This window comes from Blautia luti, from assembly GCF_033096465.1.
Lineage (GTDB): Bacteria > Bacillota > Clostridia > Lachnospirales > Lachnospiraceae > Blautia_A > Blautia_A luti.
This window is the reverse complement of the sequence record NZ_AP028156.1, coordinates 2,049,311-2,068,158: the sequence shown is the minus strand read 5'-3', so window position 1 is coordinate 2,068,158 and position 18,848 is coordinate 2,049,311. Positions and strand designations below refer to the sequence as shown.

Annotated in this window: 14 protein-coding genes; all 14 read left to right on the top strand. The window is 42.4% G+C overall.

The window, feature by feature from the left end:
* Positions 1-324: 324 nt before the first annotated feature.
* Positions 325-3,585 carry a leucine-rich repeat protein gene (locus R8695_RS09725; RefSeq protein WP_154780286.1) on the top strand — a complete coding sequence of 1,087 codons (3,261 nt, stop codon included), beginning with the start codon at positions 325-327 and terminating at the stop codon, positions 3,583-3,585.
* Positions 3,586-3,609: 24 nt separating this feature from the next.
* Entirely contained in the window at positions 3,610-5,736 is a 2,127-nt protein-coding gene (locus tag R8695_RS09720) for a hypothetical protein (RefSeq protein ID WP_154780287.1), read from the top strand.
* Between the two features lie 252 nt (positions 5,737-5,988).
* Positions 5,989-6,789, top strand: a complete 801-nt coding sequence (locus tag R8695_RS09715; RefSeq protein WP_154780288.1) for a DUF4866 domain-containing protein — start codon at positions 5,989-5,991, stop codon at positions 6,787-6,789.
* Positions 6,790-6,816: 27 nt separating this feature from the next.
* Positions 6,817-8,148 carry a threonine/serine exporter family protein gene (locus tag R8695_RS09710; protein WP_154780289.1) on the top strand — a complete coding sequence of 444 codons (1,332 nt, stop codon included), beginning with the start codon at positions 6,817-6,819 and terminating at the stop codon, positions 8,146-8,148.
* Between the two features lie 204 nt (positions 8,149-8,352).
* A complete protein-coding gene (locus R8695_RS09705; RefSeq protein WP_118511381.1) occupies positions 8,353-9,303 on the top strand; it encodes an L-lactate dehydrogenase in 951 nt (316 codons plus the stop codon).
* 559 nt (positions 9,304-9,862) lie between these two features.
* Positions 9,863-10,657, top strand: coding sequence for a CoB--CoM heterodisulfide reductase iron-sulfur subunit B family protein (locus R8695_RS09700; protein ID WP_022380680.1), 795 nt, complete (start codon positions 9,863-9,865; stop codon positions 10,655-10,657).
* Positions 10,654-11,043, top strand: coding sequence for a 4Fe-4S dicluster domain-containing protein (locus tag R8695_RS09695; protein ID WP_008703021.1), 390 nt, complete (start codon positions 10,654-10,656; stop codon positions 11,041-11,043). The genes R8695_RS09700 and R8695_RS09695 overlap by 4 nt, the downstream gene beginning before the upstream one ends.
* Positions 11,044-11,049: 6 nt before the next feature.
* Positions 11,050-13,038 (top strand): CoB--CoM heterodisulfide reductase iron-sulfur subunit A family protein, encoded by a 1,989-nt coding sequence (locus R8695_RS09690; RefSeq protein WP_022380681.1) that lies wholly within the window; start codon positions 11,050-11,052, stop codon positions 13,036-13,038.
* The gene (locus R8695_RS09685) at positions 13,029-13,472 is read left to right on the top strand and encodes a hydrogenase iron-sulfur subunit (protein WP_008703025.1); all 444 of its coding nucleotides are present in this window, start codon (positions 13,029-13,031) and stop codon (positions 13,470-13,472) included. Before R8695_RS09690 ends, R8695_RS09685 begins: the two co-directional genes overlap by 10 nt.
* Positions 13,460-14,434: a 4Fe-4S dicluster domain-containing protein gene (locus tag R8695_RS09680; protein ID WP_022380682.1), complete on the top strand. Its 975-nt coding sequence runs from the start codon at positions 13,460-13,462 to the stop codon at positions 14,432-14,434. Before R8695_RS09685 ends, R8695_RS09680 begins: the two co-directional genes overlap by 13 nt.
* A 3-nt stretch (positions 14,435-14,437) precedes the next feature.
* Entirely contained in the window at positions 14,438-15,469 is a 1,032-nt protein-coding gene (locus tag R8695_RS09675) for a 4Fe-4S dicluster domain-containing protein (RefSeq protein ID WP_055058019.1), read from the top strand.
* Positions 15,469-16,323: an FAD/NAD(P)-binding protein gene (locus R8695_RS09670; protein ID WP_022380684.1), complete on the top strand. Its 855-nt coding sequence runs from the start codon at positions 15,469-15,471 to the stop codon at positions 16,321-16,323. The genes R8695_RS09675 and R8695_RS09670 overlap by 1 nt, the downstream gene beginning before the upstream one ends.
* Before the next feature lie 178 nt (positions 16,324-16,501).
* Positions 16,502-17,179, top strand: a complete 678-nt coding sequence (locus R8695_RS09665) for a 2Fe-2S iron-sulfur cluster-binding protein (RefSeq protein ID WP_008703029.1) — start codon at positions 16,502-16,504, stop codon at positions 17,177-17,179.
* 14 nt (positions 17,180-17,193) lie between these two features.
* Positions 17,194-18,807 carry an FAD-dependent oxidoreductase gene (locus R8695_RS09660; RefSeq protein ID WP_154780290.1) on the top strand — a complete coding sequence of 538 codons (1,614 nt, stop codon included), beginning with the start codon at positions 17,194-17,196 and terminating at the stop codon, positions 18,805-18,807.
* Positions 18,808-18,848 lie beyond the last annotated feature (41 nt).

The window sequence follows — 18,848 nt, the reverse complement described above, 5'->3', positions numbered from 1 at the left end:
CAGATGACCTGAATCAGGAATGTATAGATGAACGTTTTGGATATGTAACAAGGGAAACAGCTCCTTATGTAGAATGGCTGGAAATCCAGGAAAATCCCTATGGCAGCGGCTGGGCTGCCGGAGAAAATTATGGAAGTAAATTAAGAGAAATATTGTCAGATCTAAAGAACTGACCGCAGAAGGCCCTTGAAGTAAACTTCAGGCTTTTTTGCGTTATTGATATTTTATTGGATATAGATGTATATAAAAAAACAGATAAGACAAATGGAAAATTTTGTAGTAAAATAAAACTATAAAATATGAAACGGTAGAGGAGAGAAGAGTATGAAGAAAAAATTGCTGGCTGTTATATTGACTATGGCAGTAAGTTGTCAGTCGTTGCCAGTTTATGCTGGAGAAGCGGCGGATATTTTCAGTGATTCTGGTACTGAAATGTCAGAAAGCGGAGAATCGACAGATGATTTTTCAGATGGAGAACCAGAGAAAGATGTGGAAACTGCAGAGGAAACACCTCAGACTGTCCCGGAACTTATTTCTCCGGAAGAAGAGCCTGTGGAAAACATTTTCACAGATGATCAAAATGAAAACGATTCATCGGATGAAAATCAGGTTTCTGCATATAGTACAGATACTGAACTTACATACGGAAACTACAAATATACAGTTTCCGGTCAGCAAGCCACTATTATTAAATATATTGGATCTGAATCCACGGTAAAAATTCCGGAGAAGATTAATAATTATGTGGTGAAGACGATAGGAAGAAGTGCATTTAGTAGCTGTTCAAGTCTGAAAAAGATAGAGATCCCAGATAGCGTAACGGAGATCGGGGATTATGCATTCCAGTACTGTGGAAGCCTGACAGAAGTAACCGGAGGAAGACAGCTGAAAAAGATCGGTTATGAAGCGTTCCAGTACTGCCGGAAGCTTGAAAGCATTACACTCTACCCAACAGTAACAAGCATCTCCAGCCTTGCGTTTGACGAATGCCGTCTTCTCACCATCTACGGCTACGCCGGCTCCTATGCGGAAACTTACGCTTCCGGACAAAACATCCCATTCCAGAGTCTGGGAGAATATATCCCGGAATACGAGGATTACGATTACACAGAAAATCTCAACCGCTGGATACAGGACGAAGGAACAGCCAGTGCTATGGCATATCTTACAAGAGATGGAAACTTCATGAATTCCATGCTGGTTGCACAATGGGATGACAGTTTTATTGACCGCGTAGTAGAAACAATGTCAAACATGTATTTCCGTGGGAAAGACGGATGGAAACAGATATTTGCCGGTGAAACCAGTCAGAATCAGGCAAGGGAAGTTCTGATCGCATTGCTGGACTCATATTCAGGAACTGTCCTGGATCTCTCACAGGCAGAAACAATGAAGAAATTTGTCAAAATTTATCTGGATACTTTCAAACAAGGCGACTGGGCTTATGCGGCTGCGTATGGATTAAGTAATGACGAAATAAAGAAATTAGCCTCAGTATGCACAGAAGATACTCTGTCTGCCTTCTTTGTTGATAAAAAATATGACGATCTGGCTGACTATCTCCAGAATGTCGGGCACTTTGCCGCAGACTCAAAAGTTATCAAATGTATTAAAAGCTTTTCCTCATCGAAAAATTTCGCCAAAACACTTTCCAATGGTATGGATCTTATCAGCAATGGACTCAGCATCATAAAAGTCGGCACAGACACAATCAAAAGATACTATGACATCGTAGCCCTGGCAAAAGCCGATGAAATGTACTCGGAAATGCTCCTGTACCTGAAAAATAACTGCGAATACGATCCCATATGTGAAGCAGCAAAAGAACTGTATGGTGTGATCCACGGAACATATGAAGATCAGATGATGTATTTGTCAAATGCAGCCTTTGATGAATTGAGTGATGTAGCCCTGGAGTCCATGCTGACATCAGTAGCCTCAGCCCTTCCGCTGGGCACAGTGATCTATACATCATATAAATACAGCACAGGTCTTGCCAACATTCTTTTTAACACAGGAGACACGCAGAAACAGGTAGATAACATGCGCTGTGTGGCATATATCGGATACTACCTGAGTAACTGGATGCAGTATAACAAAAGAATGTACCAGCAGTCCGGGATCTCTGATAAAAATTATTATGCAAAGAGAACAATATTTGCATTTTACATGCTGATGAAATCAAGAACAGCAGGAGAAACCAGTGTACGGAAATATCTGGATATAATGAAAAGATCCAGCAAAAAAGAATACACCTATTCCCTTCAGGTTACTTCAACTCTGGAAGCTATAGAAAAATGCCTGAAATCAAGCGGAGTATTGGGGAAATATTCCAATTCTGTTATTTCCTGTCCGGTTAATGTAGAAGTATACGATAAATCGGGTAATAAAGTCCTGACTGTATATGACGGCCAGGAGAGCTCTGGAAATGTAGGTGATATCTATTATAATGTCATGTATCATCCACTGGATCAGGATTATGTAAAAATCATCAATTTGCCTCAGGACAGCGGATATACACTGAAGTGTATTGCAACAGACATGGGAAAGGTTGAATACTATGTCACAGATATCGGTGCAGATGGTACTGCAGAAAGAAAAGAAACCGACGACATTCCAATCTCTAAAGGAAGTACCATAGAGATTACCAATATTGCAGAAGAAAAACCATCCTGTAAACTTCTTGATGAGAAAGGAAATGTAAAAGAAGAATATACTGCACAGCCGGAAAAAACAGAATATATTGAAGTTGCTGAGATAAAAACAGACACAGATGCTGTTAATCTGAAAGTCGGAGAAAAAGTACTGATCAATGCACAGATTTTACCGGACAATGCAACAACAAAGAACATCATCTGGTCATCTGCAGATGATACCATTGCAAAGATTAATTCAGATGGTGTAGTGGAGGGGATGGCAGCCGGAGAAACAACCGCCAGGGTAGCCAGCGCAGAAAATCGTGACCTGTTCAAAGAGATAAAGGTAACTGTTGTGAAAGAGGAAACACCAGTTATACCAACTGCTACTCCGATTCCCAAACCATCTGCACCGAAATTGTCCAAGCTTACTGTATCAAATAATTCCATTACTTTTACCTGGAAAAAAGTATCCGGTGCCAGTGGCTATCAGATATACAGAAAGACAGATTCCGGCAAGTGGACTCCCATAAAAACAACAAAAGGGACTTCCTACAAAGATACCAAAGTAAAAGCCGGTTATAAATATACTTACACAGTAAAAGCATATAAGACTGTAAAGAGAAAGAAAACATACAGCAGTTATAACAAAAAAGGATTATCCGGAAAACTTACCACAGTGATCTCTCTTTCACTGAAAAGCCATAAGGCAGTGATAAACTGGAAAAAAACCACCGGAGCTGTCGGTTACTATATTTACCGCTCCACCAGTGCCAATGGTAAATTCAGCAAGATCAAAGCAGTCGCCCGTGGCAATACTTTAAAATATACGGACAAAAGTGTAAAAAAGAATAAAAAATACTATTACAAAGTAGTACCTTACGGAAAAATAAAAGGCAAAAAGCTCACTGGTACATACAGTGCAGTAAAAAAGATAGTAATAAAATAATAAACGAAACAGGAGGCAGAAACTATGATGAAGAAGAAAATGCTGGCAGTTGTACTGGCGGTCTCTGTAGTCGGCAGTACTGTGGCATTGCCGGTTTGCGGTGCAGAATTTTCAAGCGGAACAGAAAGTGAAGAGTCCTTTTGGACAGGTGAGGACAGTACAGAAAGTACTGACGCAGAAGAAATTCATGATGTACCCGAGGAAGATGAGATAACAGCAGAGGAAATTCCAGGTGCACCGGAAGAAGAGCAGGAAGAATTCACTGCGCCGGAAGAAGAAAAGGGAGAACCGCCTGCTGAGAATCTGACAGATGCAGAAGCGGAGGCAGGTGACGATGATGAGGATTCCCAAATTGAAATTCTGGAAGCTCCGTATAAGACAGAATATATGTATGGAATCGAGGCACGTCAGGCTTCAGATTTTGATCTGCGCGGATTGAAGATAAGGGTTACTAATTTCGAGGATGAAACAGAAGATCTGACGCTTACTGCATATGATGAACAGTTTCTCGAAGATTCAGACGGAAACATGTACAAGTGTTCTGTCTGGAAGGGGGATAAAGAACTTGAGTGGAATGAAGACGGAGAAGTCAGCAAACCACTGGCAGTGGGAGAATATACATTGCGGGTAACAGATCGCAATAATGAGAATGCAGCTTCTGTAAAACTTGCGATCGTGCCGGTCGGCGATACACTTCCGGTTTTGAATTCTTCAGGAACAGGAAAATATTCCCGCAAAGTAAAGGTGTCCGGTAAATACGCCTGCGCCAAATTTATTCCGAAAAAATCAGGCACTTATACATTTACATCTAACACCTCTGGGTTTGACTGGGGAAATGGATATAGTTTTAACCTGTATGACTCTAAATATTCTCCTGTTTCCAGAATCACCAGTGAAAATTATTCCGGAATGGGAATGTCGAAATACAAAGTAAAAAAAGGAGAGGTATATTACCTGTCATATAAACTGTATGAGACAGATAAAGTCACCTCTTTGAATTATAAAGTAGAACAGGTTCAAAGTATAACATCTGTAAAGATTGTGGAAAAACCATACTCCAAAAATTATTATATCTGGGGAAACTCAGGTATCACATGGAACTCCGGTAAATACAGACTCTATTCGAAATACGGTGGTAAAGTAAAAGTTACTTACAGCAATGGTCAGACAGAAATCCTTCCCACCTATGCAGAAAACAAATATGGCCAGGCTCTGATTCCTTATGTTAAATCTTCAGGAAAGGGCGGATATGGTACCTATGATCTGTATTTCAGCTATGAAGGTTCTGATGTAGAAGTAAAAATATCAAAGGGTGCAGTCCTGAAAAAGGTATCAGCATCTCCAACTTTAAAAGGCAGCGGTACGATAACAACTCCTGTCAGTAAATCCGATGAATCAAGCGCCCAGGCAGATGCTTTCCGTTTCGTCACAGGAAGTGCCACAAGATATGTAATTACCGCCAAACCATTAACTTTTATGACATTTGTCTATGAGGTCGGTAAGGGAAAAACACAATGGGCAGGAACTCTCGGAGGCGGTAAAGGAATAAAAGTGCTAAAGCCGAATTCCGTTTATTATATTGCAGCCCAGGGAAGTCGAATGGATGTGGATAAAGAAACATTTACGATCAAGCCGAAATCAGCCAAAATTTCCAGCTGTACAGTAACCCTGTCAAAGACATCCTGTTCTTATACAGGCAAAACGATCAAACCGGCAGTTACGGTTTCAGATGGGAACTCTTATCTGACAGAGGGTACTGATTATACTCTTTCCTACAGTAATAATAAAAATCCAGGAACAGCTGCTATTACAATCAAAGGAAAAGGAAGCTATACCGGAAGTATAAAGAAAACATTTAAGATCAAAGTAGCAGGCTGTACTCTGAAATCAGTTAAAAAATCAGGAACATTCAATGTACAGCTTAACTGGTCAAACACATCCGGAGTATCCGGTTATTATGTATACCGCGCTTCATCAAAGAATGGAAAATACAGCAAGATAGCAACAATCACCAGTGCAAAAACAGTAAAATATACAGATAAAAAGGCGGCTTCAGGAAAGACCTGGTATTATAAAGTAATACCTTATGCGAAGATAAACGGAAAAGCTGTGGCAGGATCCAGCAGTAAAATATTATCTATCCGTCTTTAGGAGCAAAATAACCCACATAAAATAAAAACGGGGGCTTTAGGGTATGACGCTTTATGGGACTGTTAGAAAAATGACGACGTAAAAATCGTCATTTTTCAACAGTCTCATTTTGTTTCTATATAATTTTTATCTTACATGTATGCAAAATTGATATCAGAAACTCCCCTCTTTTCATGTTGACACTGTGAAAAGCGAGACTATAATGAGAACCGAGAAAAAGAATCGAACATTATCGGAAAGGGGAAGTTAATTATGAGTACAGTTTTGCCAAGAGAAGAAGCAGTGGAAGCAATTTTTTCTAAAATTCTGGCTTCACCGGAAGCATCCGGACGATTAAGAGGAGTTTTTTATGACCATATAGATGATGATCATCGTTTGACAGATAACGACAGAGATCATTTCCTGCAGGTGCTGTTTCACGCATATCAGAATGGTGACATCAGTGCATTACTGTTGGAACTGTGTGGAAGGAGTATGTTTGATCTGTTGAGGGAGGCTTATCTGATCCCGAAGAAATTCCATGGAAAAGCAGGTGAGAATCCGGTTCTTCTCACAGATGCTTCAGGAGAACTTCTTCCTGGAGAAAAAGTCTCAGCCAGAGAATATGCGAAATTTAAAGAAACCTATAAGAACCATGAATGCGCCCCAAGATCAGCCCTGTACCTTGCAGACGGATATGATCTTGTCCGAACCTATACAGAAGGTCTGAACATCACAGAAGAGAAAGACAATCGCAAACGTGGCGTCCTGGCGCTCTATGCATTGCCAGATACCTGTAAACTGGGTCTGACCGAAGCACAGGCATATGCTGTTGTATGGGATGCCTTCCAGAAGATCCAGGAAGAAGCTCCGCGAGCGATGGTATATTATGGACAGGAAACCGGATTGAAAAAAGAGAGTCCGGATAAACCATATGATGAGATTGGCATTCTCCTTCCCATCCATGAATTTGAGAAAAAAATGCTCCAGCATTTAGACGAGGTTGACGGAATTGTACTGGCCTGTAGGGAAAAAATGATGAAGAAAGCAGGAAATGACAGCTTGCAGCTCTAAAACATATGGAAATGAGGAAGTGAGAAAATGCCACAGGAAGTGATCAAAAAGAATCATATGGATGTTGCCTGGCATGAATATACAGACGAAAACGGGGAAAATATACCCGTTTCAGATGCCAGCATCGCAGAGAAAGCATCCATTATCGGCCGTGTGGGGATCATGTTTCTCTCATGCGGTACCGGAGCATGGAGAGTAAGGAGTTCCATGAATACACTGGCAGAAGCGCTTGGTATTACATGTACAGCAGATATTGGCCTGATGTCCATTGAATATACATGCTATGACGGAGAAAGTGGCTTTACCCAGTCTCTGTGTCTGACTAATACAGGAGTAAATACTCTGAAGTTAAACCGCCTAGAACATTTTATCCGGAATTTTGAAAAAGAAGGAAAACATATGTCAGGAGAACAGTTGCATACTTTCCTTGATAATATTGAAAAAACACATGGTCTCTATTCCCCGCCTGCATTGGGACTTGCAGCAGCAATCGCATGCTGTGGATTTACCTTTCTGCTGGGAGGCGGTCCCATCGAGATGTTCTGTGCATTTGTGGGTGCAGGGATCGGAAACTACCTGCGCTGTAAACTGACAAAACATCATTTTACATTATTCTTATGTATTGTATCCTCTGTATCCCTGGCATGTTTTGCATATGCAGGTATGCTCAAACTCGGAGAAATACTGTTTGGGATTTCTGTTCAGCATGAAGCCGGATATATCTGCGCCATGCTCTTCATCATACCGGGATTTCCATTCATTACCAGTGGTATTGACCTTGCCAAACTGGATATGCGTTCCGGAATGGAACGTCTGATGTATGCTCTGATCATTATTCTGGTAGCAACTATGTCAGCGTGGATCATGGCTCTGATCCTGCATCTGAAACCTGTAGATTTTATGAAACTGTCATTGTCTACAGAACAATGGATCTTATTCCGGATTCTTGCCAGCTTTTGCGGAGTATTTGGATTCTCCATTATGTTTAACAGCCCGGTGCGTCTGGCAGTTGCAGCAGCAGGAATAGGAGCAGTTGCCAATACTCTGAGACTGGAGTTGGTGGATCTTGCCAATATTCCTCCTGCAGCAGCCGCATTTATCGGTGCACTTACTGCAGGACTTCTGGCGTCTCTGCTGAAAAACAAAGTTGGATATCCAAGGATATCTGTAACAGTTCCGTCAATCGTCATCATGGTTCCGGGTCTGTATTTGTACAGAGGATTTTATAATCTTGGAATCATGTCATTATCGGTAGCTGCATCCTGGTTTGCATCTGCAATCCTGATTATTGCCGCATTGCCACTGGGACTGATCTTTGCACGTATTCTGACTGACAAAGGGTTCAGATACTGTACCTGACAGATGTCAAAACAGATGATTATAGCTCCTGGCTGCTCAAAAAATGTGAAAATTATATCAAACTCACAAACAATTTTATGCTCCAAAACAAAAATTTGAGTTTAAAAATTGTTCAGGTTTCTATACAAAAGCTCTTGTCAATTTTTTGACAATGTGTTATCATTAAGACGTCAATTTTGTTAGGAGAAAAGGAGTATTAAGATTATGAGCAGTAAAATTACTATCATTGGAGCCGGCAGCGTCGGATCCACCATCGCGTACACTTTATCAAGCCAGGATATCGCTTCTGAACTCGTTCTGATCGATATCAACAAGAAGAAAGCAGAAGGCGAAGTTCTGGATATCATCCAGGGAACCTGCTTCAGAGATCCTATCTCTATCATTGCCGGAGATTACGAAGATGCCAAAGATTCCGACATCGTTATCATCACATCCGGTATTGCACGTAAGCCAGGACAGACAAGACTGGAGCTTACACAGACAAACGTAAATATCCTGAAGTCCATCACACCGGAGATCGTAAAAGCAGCTCCAAATGCTATTTACCTGATCGTAAGCAACCCGGTTGATATCATGACTTATGTATTTACAAAGATTTCCGGACTTCCGGAGAACCAGATTCTTGGTTCCGGTACCATCCTTGATTCTGCGCGTCTGCGCTGCGGAATTTCCGAACATTTCCAGATCGCACAGAGCAACATTCATGCTTATGTATTTGGTGAACATGGCGATACATCCTTTATCCCGTGGACAGGTGCTTATATCTCAGGCGTAAGCGTAGATGAGTACTATGAACTGGAAAAGAAACTGGGAAAAGATATCGAGCCGATCGACAAAGAAGCAATGCTTCAGTATGTACAGAAGTCCGGCGGTGAGATTATTTCCAAGAAAGGTGCAACTTTCTATGCAGTATCTTCCTCTGTATGCAAGCTCTGCAGCTTACTTGTATCTTCTTCAGAATCTATTTCCACAGTATCTACCATGATGCATGGAGAGTACGGAATCGAAGATGTATGCTTAAGCACACTGACACTGGTAGGACCAAACGGTGTACAGGGTAAAGTACCAATGAGAATGAACAAAGCTGAGATCGAACAGCTTCAGAAGAGTGCAGATGCACTGAAAGAAATTATTGCTCAGATTGACCTTAATTAATAAATAAAACAACGAATCCGAAGGAGCAGGGAACGCGCCTGCCCCTCTGGACAAAAAAAAGCTACTGTTTACTCCTTTTTATTCATTAGCCAAAGTTCCTCTATGCAGCGGAGGCATAGGAACTTTGACTGACATGGATATAGAATACAGGATCAGATCCCGGAACCGGAAATCTGGTTGTAAGTAAACAGAAAAAGCGGATAACTTTATCTGTTTGAATAAAATTAATTTAGATCAGAGAGAAAAAACAGCGGTGTTGATGTAAAAAAATATCAAAAACCTCTTGTTAAAATGTTGTCAATATGCTATAATAAATCGCGGAAGTCGAGCTGATACACTCCTTTAATTGCGGAGGAAGGGTGTGCGAACTCTTTTATTTTCTATGTCTCAAAAAAGATATAAAAAGTAACGTATTAGTCTTGATTTTATATTTTTGTCTATTTATCGTTAAAAAAAAGACAAAGATTAGCAGATACTAACTGCTGTAAACAAACTATTAATATCTATATTTTAAGCAACATGAATTTACCTGAACAACTAAGAAAGGATAATGTTAAGTATGAAGTACAGTTATTATCCGGGTTGTACCCTGAGAAACAAGGCGAAAGATCTGGACGAGTATGCCAGAGCCAGCGCCAGAGCACTTGGGTTTGAACTGGAAGAGATCGAAGACTGGCAGTGCTGCGGAGGCGTTTATCCTCTGGGAACTGACGAGATTGCTACGAAACTTTCTTCCGTACGTGCTCTTAATCAGGCCAAAGAAAAAGGCCAGGATCTGGTGACAATCTGTTCTGCCTGTCATCACGTGATCAAACGTGTCAATGACGACATGAAGAATGTGGAAGATATCCGCACCAGAGCAAATAATTACATGCAGCTTGACGAGCCTTATGCTGGCGAGACAACAGTACTCCATTATCTGGAAGTGCTTCGCGACAGAGTTGGCTTTGACAAGCTGAAAGAGAAAGTAGTAAACCCGCTTACAGGAAAGAAGATCGGAGCATATTACGGATGTCTCTTATTACGTCCGGGCAAGATCATGGCTTTCGATGATCCTGAGAATCCGACAATCATGGAAGATTTCATCCGTGCACTTGGGGCAGAACCGGTAATCTATCCATACAGAAATGAATGCTGCGGCGGTTACATTTCTCTGAAAGAAAAAGATATGTCTCAGAACATGTGTCAGAAAATCGAAGACAGTGCGAAAGGCTTTGGCGCAGATATGCTGATCACAGCCTGTCCATTGTGTAAATATAATTTAAATAAAAACGCTTCCAGCGAACTGCCTGTATATTATTTCACAGAGCTCCTTGCAGAAGCCCTCGGAGTAAAAGAGGAGGTGGCAAAATGAGAAACCAGCATTCAGCAGCAGAAAAGATCAAAGAGATCTCCGGAACCAATCCGCTGAAATGTATGAAATGTGGAAAATGTTCTGCTACCTGCCCATCTTTCAATGAAATGGATATCAAGCCACATCAGTTTGTATCCTATGTTGTAAATGAAGATATCGAAGCACTTGTCAATTCAAAGTCTCTCTGGAAATGCCTTTCCTGCTTCGCCTGTGTAGAGCGTTGTCCAAGAGATGTAAAACCGGGAAAGATCATCGATGCAGCAAGACAGTTAGTTGTCCGTGAAAAAGGTGGCGATTATCTGAAAGCAGATGAGATACCACAGCTTCTTGATCCGGAACTGCCACAGCAGCTTTTGGTAAGTGCATTCAGAAGATACAGGAGGTAAGCCAGCGTGCAGAGAATTGGTGTATTTGTCTGTCATTGCGGAAGTAATATCGCCGCTACGGTAGATGTAAAAAAAGTTGTTGAATTAGCTGCCAAAGAGCCGGGTGTCGTTCATGCAGAAGACTACCAGTACATGTGCTCAGAAGCAGGCCAGGCTAAAATTCAGGAAGCCATTAAAGAGAAAAACCTGACAGGCGTTGTTGTCTGTTCATGCTCTCCACGTATGCATGAGGCAACATTCAGAAAAGCAGCTGAAAGAGCTGGCCTGAATCCATACATGGTGGAGATTGCAAATATCCGTGAGCATTGTTCCTGGATCCACAAGGATATGGAAGAGGCTACAAAGAAGGCCGTGATCCTTGCCAGGGCAGCAATCGCAAAAGTAAACTTAAACACACCTCTTCAGCCAGGAGAGAGCCGTGTTACAAAGAGAGCCCTGATCATCGGCGGCGGTATTGCCGGAATCCAGACAGCCCTGGATATCGCAGATGCAGGATATGAAGTAGATATCGTAGAGAAGACTCCAAGTATCGGTGGAAGAATGTCACAGCTTGATAAAACATTCCCGACACTTGACTGTTCTGCATGTATCCTCACACCTAAGATGGTAGAGGCAGCAGCACATGAGAAGATCAATATTTATACATACAGTGAAGTAGAACATGTCAGCGGTTTCGTAGGTGATTTCACCGTTGATATCAGAAAGAAAGCAAGAAGTGTAAATATGGACAAATGTACAGGCTGCGGTGTCTGCCAGGAAAAATGTCCGTCCAAGAAGATTCCGAACGAATTTAACAGAGGATTAAATAACAGAACTGCTATTTACACTCCATTTGCACAGGCAATCCCGAATGTTCCGGTTATCGACCGTGAGAACTGTCTGAAATTTAAAACAGGAAAATGTGGTGTCTGCTCCAAAGTATGTCAGGCAGGAGCCATTGATTACGATCAGCAGGATGAGATCGTAACACAGAAATACGGTGCAATCGTAGTTGCTACAGGTTTTGATACCATCAAACTTGACAAATATGATGAATATGCGTACAGCCAGAGTAAAGATGTTATCACATCCCTGGAACTGGAACGTATCATGAACGCAGCAGGTCCTACAAAAGGACACTTAGAGCGTCTTTCCGATGGAAAAGCTCCGAAGGAACTGGTATTCATCCAGTGTGTTGGAAGCCGTTGCTCCGACGACAGAGGAAAACCATATTGCTCCAAGATCTGCTGTATGTACACAGCAAAACATGCAATGCTGATCCGTGATAAATATCCGGATACAAATGTAACCGTATTCTATATTGATGTCCGTACTCCAGGTAAAAACTTCGATGAGTTCTACAGAAGAGCCGTAGAACAGTACGGCGTAAACTACATCAAAGGCCAGGTAGGAAAAGTTATTCCACAGCCGGACGGAAGCCTTCTTGTACAGGGATCTGACCTGATCGACAACAAACAAATCCTTAAGAAAGCAGATATGGTCGTTCTTGCAACAGCCATTGAACCGAACCCGGATGTTCGTAAAATCGCTACTATGCTTACAGCAAGTATTGATACAAACAACTTCCTCACAGAAGCCCATGCAAAACTCCGTCCTGTAGAATCTCCTACAGCAGGTATCTTCCTTTCCGGTGTATGCCAGGGACCGAAAGATATTCCGGAGACAGTTGCACAGGCTGGCGCAGCAGCAGTTAAGGCAATCGGCCTTCTTGCCAAAGATAAACTGACAACCAACCCATGTACAGCAAAATCCGATGAACTGTTATGTAACGGATGTTCTACATGTGCAAATGTCTGCCCATATGGAGCAATTTCCTATGAGGATAAACAGGTAAATGACCACGGTATCCGTGAAACAAGAAGAGTAGCCGTTGTAAATACAGCACTTTGCCAGGGATGCGGCGCTTGTACAGTAGCCTGCCCATCTGGTGCTATGGATCTGCAAGGCTTTTCCAACAGACAGATTATCGCGGAGGTAGATGCAATATGTCGATAGAAACAAACGAAGAATTCAGACCTAAGATTGTAGCATTCTGCTGTAACTGGTGTAGTTACGCAGGTGCAGACCTTGCAGGAAGCAGCCGTCTTTCTTACCCGGCTGACGTAAAGATTATCCGTGTTCCATGTTCCTGCCGTGTCAATCCAATGTTCATCCTCCGTGCTTTTGAGAAAGGTGCTGACGGTGTGATCATGTGTGGATGTCATCCTGGAGACTGTCATTACAGCACAGGTAACTACTATGCAAGAAGACGTATGACACTTCTTTTCTCCATGCTCGACTACATCGGTGTGGAAAACGGAAGAACACGAGTAGAATGGGTTTCCGCTGCTGAAGGTGTGAAATTCTCCCAGACTATGAATGAGTTTGTAGAGAAGATCCATTCACTCGGTAAGAACGTAAGATTGGAGGATTTAAGATGCAGGAGCTGATAAATCGTGCAAAAGAACTGCTTGCTGACGGTACAGTTGCAAGAGTTCTGGGATGGAAAGCCGGAGATCTGCCTTACAATCCGGAACCGGCTTACTTTGAAACAGAAGAATCTCTGAAAGATTTTGTATATAACGGATTCTGCGGTGCAAACTTAAGCAAATATATGATCGAAGCTTCCAAACTGGAAGGCAAGACACTGGTTTGTTTAAAACCATGTGATACATACAGCTTTAATCAGCTGATCAAAGAGCATCGTGTAGACCGTGAGAAAGCTTATATCATTGGTGTTGGATGTAAAGGAAAACTGGATATCGAGAGAATCCGCAAACAGGGAATCAAAGGTATCGAAAGCATTTCCGGTGCAGAGATCACAGATGAGGCAGAAACACTGACTATTCAGACAATCTATGGTGAGAAGACCTGTGCATACAAAGATGCAATGCTTGAAAGATGTCACGTATGTAAAGGAAAAGAACATAAGATTTATGATGAACTTATCGGTGAGTCCAAAGACACAAAAGATGCAGATCGTTTTGCAGAAGTAGAGAAGATCGAAGCAATGAGCCCGGAAGAAAAATTTGCATTCTTCCAGAGCCAGTTAAGCAAATGTATCCGCTGCAATGCCTGCCGTAATGTCTGTCCTGCATGCAGCTGCCGTAAATGTGTATTCGACAGCAATAAGTTTGACAGTGCGCAGAAAGCAAACGTGGACTCTTTCGAAGAGAAGATGTTCCATATCATCCGTGCATTCCATGTGGCAGGAAGATGTACAGACTGCGGCGAATGCAGCAGAGTATGTCCTCAGGGAATTCCGCTTCATCTGTTCAATCGTAAATTTATCAAAGATATTGATACATTCTATGGTGAATATCAGGCAGGAGAGGATTCAACATCCAAGGGACCTCTTACAAACTTTACATTTGAAGATGTTGAGCCGAGTATCGTGGCAGAAAGGGGATAATGTATGTATAAGATAGCAGCAGAGAATCTGCAGGCATTATTCCAGAAGATTGCCGCAGATCAGGATTTATATTTACCGGTCAAAGTCAGTGATCAGGTAAACTTCAAAGCATGGAGCGAAGATGCAGAAGTTTGTCTTGATACTTTAAAAACTGTAAAATCACCAAAAGATGCTTTTTTTCCACAGAGCGAAAACCTCTACACCTGTAAGAAAGAGGAGAAGAATATCTCCATTGAGCCACAGGCATTACAGGAAAAGAACTTTGTTGTGTTCGGAATGAAAGCCTGCGATATCCAGGGTGTAAAAGTACTGGATAACGTGTTCTTAAGTGATCCGATCGATACTTTCTATGCAGCCAGAAGAGATCATGGTACGATTGTAGCACTTGCATGCCATGAGCCGGAAGAAAGCTGTTTCTGTAAAGTATTCGGTATTGACTGCGCAGACCCTGTTGCAGATGTTGCAACATGGATGATCGAGGGAGAGCTTTACTGGAAACCTCTTACAGAGAAAGGGGAAGCCCTTACAAAAGCAGTTGCAGAACTTCTCAACGATGCTGACGAAGCAAAAGTAGAAGAAGAGAAAGCTGTGATTCGCGCAATCGTAGAGAAGCTTCCGTACTCTAATCTTTCTCTGGAAGGATGGGGACAGGAAGATTACATGGATCGTTTCAATTCTCCTGTATGGGAAGAACTTTATAAACCATGTCTGGCATGTGGTACCTGTACATTTGTATGCCCTACCTGCCAGTGCTATGATATCAAAGATTATGACACAGGACACGGCGTACAGCGTTACCGCTGCTGGGATTCCTGTATGTACTCTGACTTTACAATGATGGCACACGGAAATAACCGTAACAGCCAGATGCAGCGTTTCCGTCAGAGATTCATGCATAAACTTGTTTACTATCCGGTAAACAACAATGGAATGTTCTCATGTGTAGGATGCGGCCGCTGCGTTGAGAAATGCCCATCATCCTTAAATATCGTAAAAGTCATCAAAGCTTTTGAAAATCAGGGAGGTGAAAAATAATGAGCGAATGTACCTGCCATAAAAACTACACATTAGACACACTGATCCCGAAGGTTGGTGTGATCACAGATATCCGTCAGGAGACACCGGATGTTAAAACATTCCGTGTAAACGCTCCTGAAGGAGGAAAACTTTTTGAACATATGCCTGGCCAGTGTGCAATGGTCTGCGCACCAGGTGTAAGTGAAGGTATGTTTTCCATTACTTCTTCACCTACAAATAAAGAATATCAGGAATTCAGTATCAAGAAGTGCGGTGCACTGACCGATTATCTCCACAGCCTTCAGGTTGGAGATGAGATCACAGTTCGTGGACCATACGGAAATCATTTCCCTGTAGAAGATAAATTAAAAGGTAAAAACCTTCTGTTTATCGCAGGTGGTATCGGACTTGCACCTCTTCGTTCTGTTATCAACTATGTACTGGATAACCGTGCAGATTACGGAACAGTAGATATCCTCTATGGTTCCCGTTCCGCAGATGACCTGGTACAGTTAAAAGAAATCCAGGAAGTCTGGATGAAAGCAGAGGGAGTTAATGTTTATCTGACAATCGACCGTGAACAGGAAGGCTGGGACGGACACGTTGGATTCGTTCCTTCTTATCTGAAAGAGATTGGATTCGATACAAACAAAACAGCACTTGTCTGCGGACCGCCCATCATGATCAAGTTCGTTCTTGCAGGACTGGAAGAACTGGGCTTCTCCAGAGAACAGGTTTACACAACTCTGGAGCTTCGTATGAAATGCGGTATCGGTAAATGCGGCCGTTGCAATATCGGTTCCAAATACGTCTGCAAAGACGGTCCGGTATTCAGATGCGACGAGATTGATGAATTACCTGCAGAATATTGATAAGCAATGAGCAGTGCAGAAAGTGATGTGAAGGAATGCGTCATGCTTGCATATAAGCATTCTTTCACAGAACATTCTGTAGGGCGAACGCCCTCAAGCGAGAAGTAGCGTAGCGGATTCGAGCTTGTATGTGCTGCTGACGACAGATGATATATATAGAAAGGACTGGTAATCTCAAATGGAAAAGAATATGGTAAACGTATATTTTTTCGGTAAGAAATACAGCGTACCTGCAGAACTTACAATTATGACTGCCATGGAATATGCCGGTTATACATTAAAGAGAGGATGCGGCTGCAGACACGGATTCTGCGGAGCCTGCGCAACAATCTACAGAATCAAAGGTGAAAACGAGCTGAAAACATGTCTTGCCTGTCAGACACAGGTACAGGAAGGAATGTATGTAGCAAGCATCCCGTTCTTCCCTACAGATAAGAGACTCTACAACATCGAAGACCTGAAACCGAATCAGCAGGTAATGATGGAACTCTATCCGGAAATCTACAGCTGTATCGGATGTAATGCCTGTACAAAAGCATGTACTCAGGACTTAAATGTAATGCAGTACATCGCATATGCACAGAGAGGCGAACTTGAAAAATGTGCAGAGGAATCCTTCGACTGCGTAAGCTGCGGATGCTGTTCTGTAAGATGTCCGGCCGGTATTTCCCATCCGATGGTAGGTCTTCTGGCAAGACGTCTCACAGGTAAATATATCGCGCCTAAGAGCGAACATCTGGAGAAACGTGTAGAAGAAATCCACGAAGGTAAATATGATGATCTGATCGAGCAGATCATGCAGAAACCAATCACAGACATGCAGGAACTTTACAACAACAGAGAAATTGAGAAATAGGGAGGGCGTAAAACATGTATGCACCATATCCAGAAAATATGATGGAATCCATCAAAAAGGTAGAGGCTACAAGAGCACAGCGTATGGCAACAGAGCCAAGACGTCTGACAGCTGAAGAGAAAGACGCTCTTCTTGAGAAATTCCATCCGGATTATAATCCAGACGCGTTTGCAGAAATCAAAGTAGGACCGAACAAAGGACAGAAAGCTCCTTTGGAACTGGCAGAAATGCTTCATTCAACAAGCCGTCTGATCAACGAAAAAGTTGACCTTACAAAAATTGATTATGATGTAGATGTACTTGTAATCGGCGGCGGCGGTGCAGGTTCTTCCTGTGCAATCGAAGCACATAATGCAGGTGCTGACGTTATGATCGTTACAAAGCTTCGTATCGGTGATGCCAATACAATGATGGCTGAAGGTGGTATCCAGGCAGCTGACAAAGAGAACGATTCTCCTGTACAGCATTATCTGGATTGCTTCGGCGGCGGACATTTTGCTGCAAAACCGGAACTGGTAAAAAGACTTGTAATGGAAGCTCCGGATGCGATCAAATGGTTGAACGACCTTGGCGTTGAGTTTGATAAGGCAGAAGACGGAACAATGATCACAACACACGGCGGTGGAACTTCCAGAAAGAGAATGCATGCTGCAAAGGATTATTCCGGATCAGAAATCATGCGTACCATCAGAGATGAAGTTCTGAATCTTAAGATTCCGGTAGTTGAATTTACTTCAGCTGTTGAACTTTTGAAAGATGAAAAAGGACAGGTTGCAGGTGCAGTTCTTCTTAACATGGAAACAGGAGATTATTCTGTTGCAAGAGCCAAAACTGTTGTAATCGCAACAGGTGGTGCAGGAAGAATGCATTATCAGGGATTCCCGACATCTAACCATTATGGCGCAACTGCAGACGGACTTGTACTTGGATATAGAGCTGGTGCTTCCCTTCTTTATCAGGATTCTATCCAGTACCATCCAACAGGAGCAATCTATCCATCACAGATCATGGGTGCTCTGGTAACTGAGAAAGTTCGTTCCGTTGGTGCACAGCTTGTAAATGCAAACGGAGAAGCTTATATTCATCCCCTTGAAACCCGTGACGTAAATGCTTCCGGTGTTATCCGTGAATGCGAAGAAGGCCGCGGCGTAGAAGTTCCTGGCGGACTGAAAGGTGTATGGCTTGACACTCCGATGATCGAGATCCTCGGTGGTGAAGGAACCATCGAAAAGAGAATCCCGGCTATGTTCCGTATGTACATGAACTATGGCATTGATATGAGAAAAGTTCCGATCGTTATTTATCCGACACTTCATTACCAGAATGGTGGTCTTGAGATCGACGGAGATGGATTTACAAAAGAAATCCCGAACCTTTTAGTTGCAGGAGAAGCAGCAGGTGGAATCCACGGAAGAAACCGACTGATGGGTAACTCTCTTCTGGATGTTATCGTATTCGGAAGAAATGCCGGTAAAAAAGCAGCTGCAAAATGCAAGAACGTAGAGCTTGGTGAAATGAACCTCGACCATATCTACAAATATGCAGAAGAACTGGATAAAGCAGGCGTACATACTGATAAGGTATCTCCATTACTGCTTCCAAAATACGCTCGTCACGAACAGCGCTAATAAGATACTCAGAATGTAAAAAAGAGCTCCCGGTATCGATA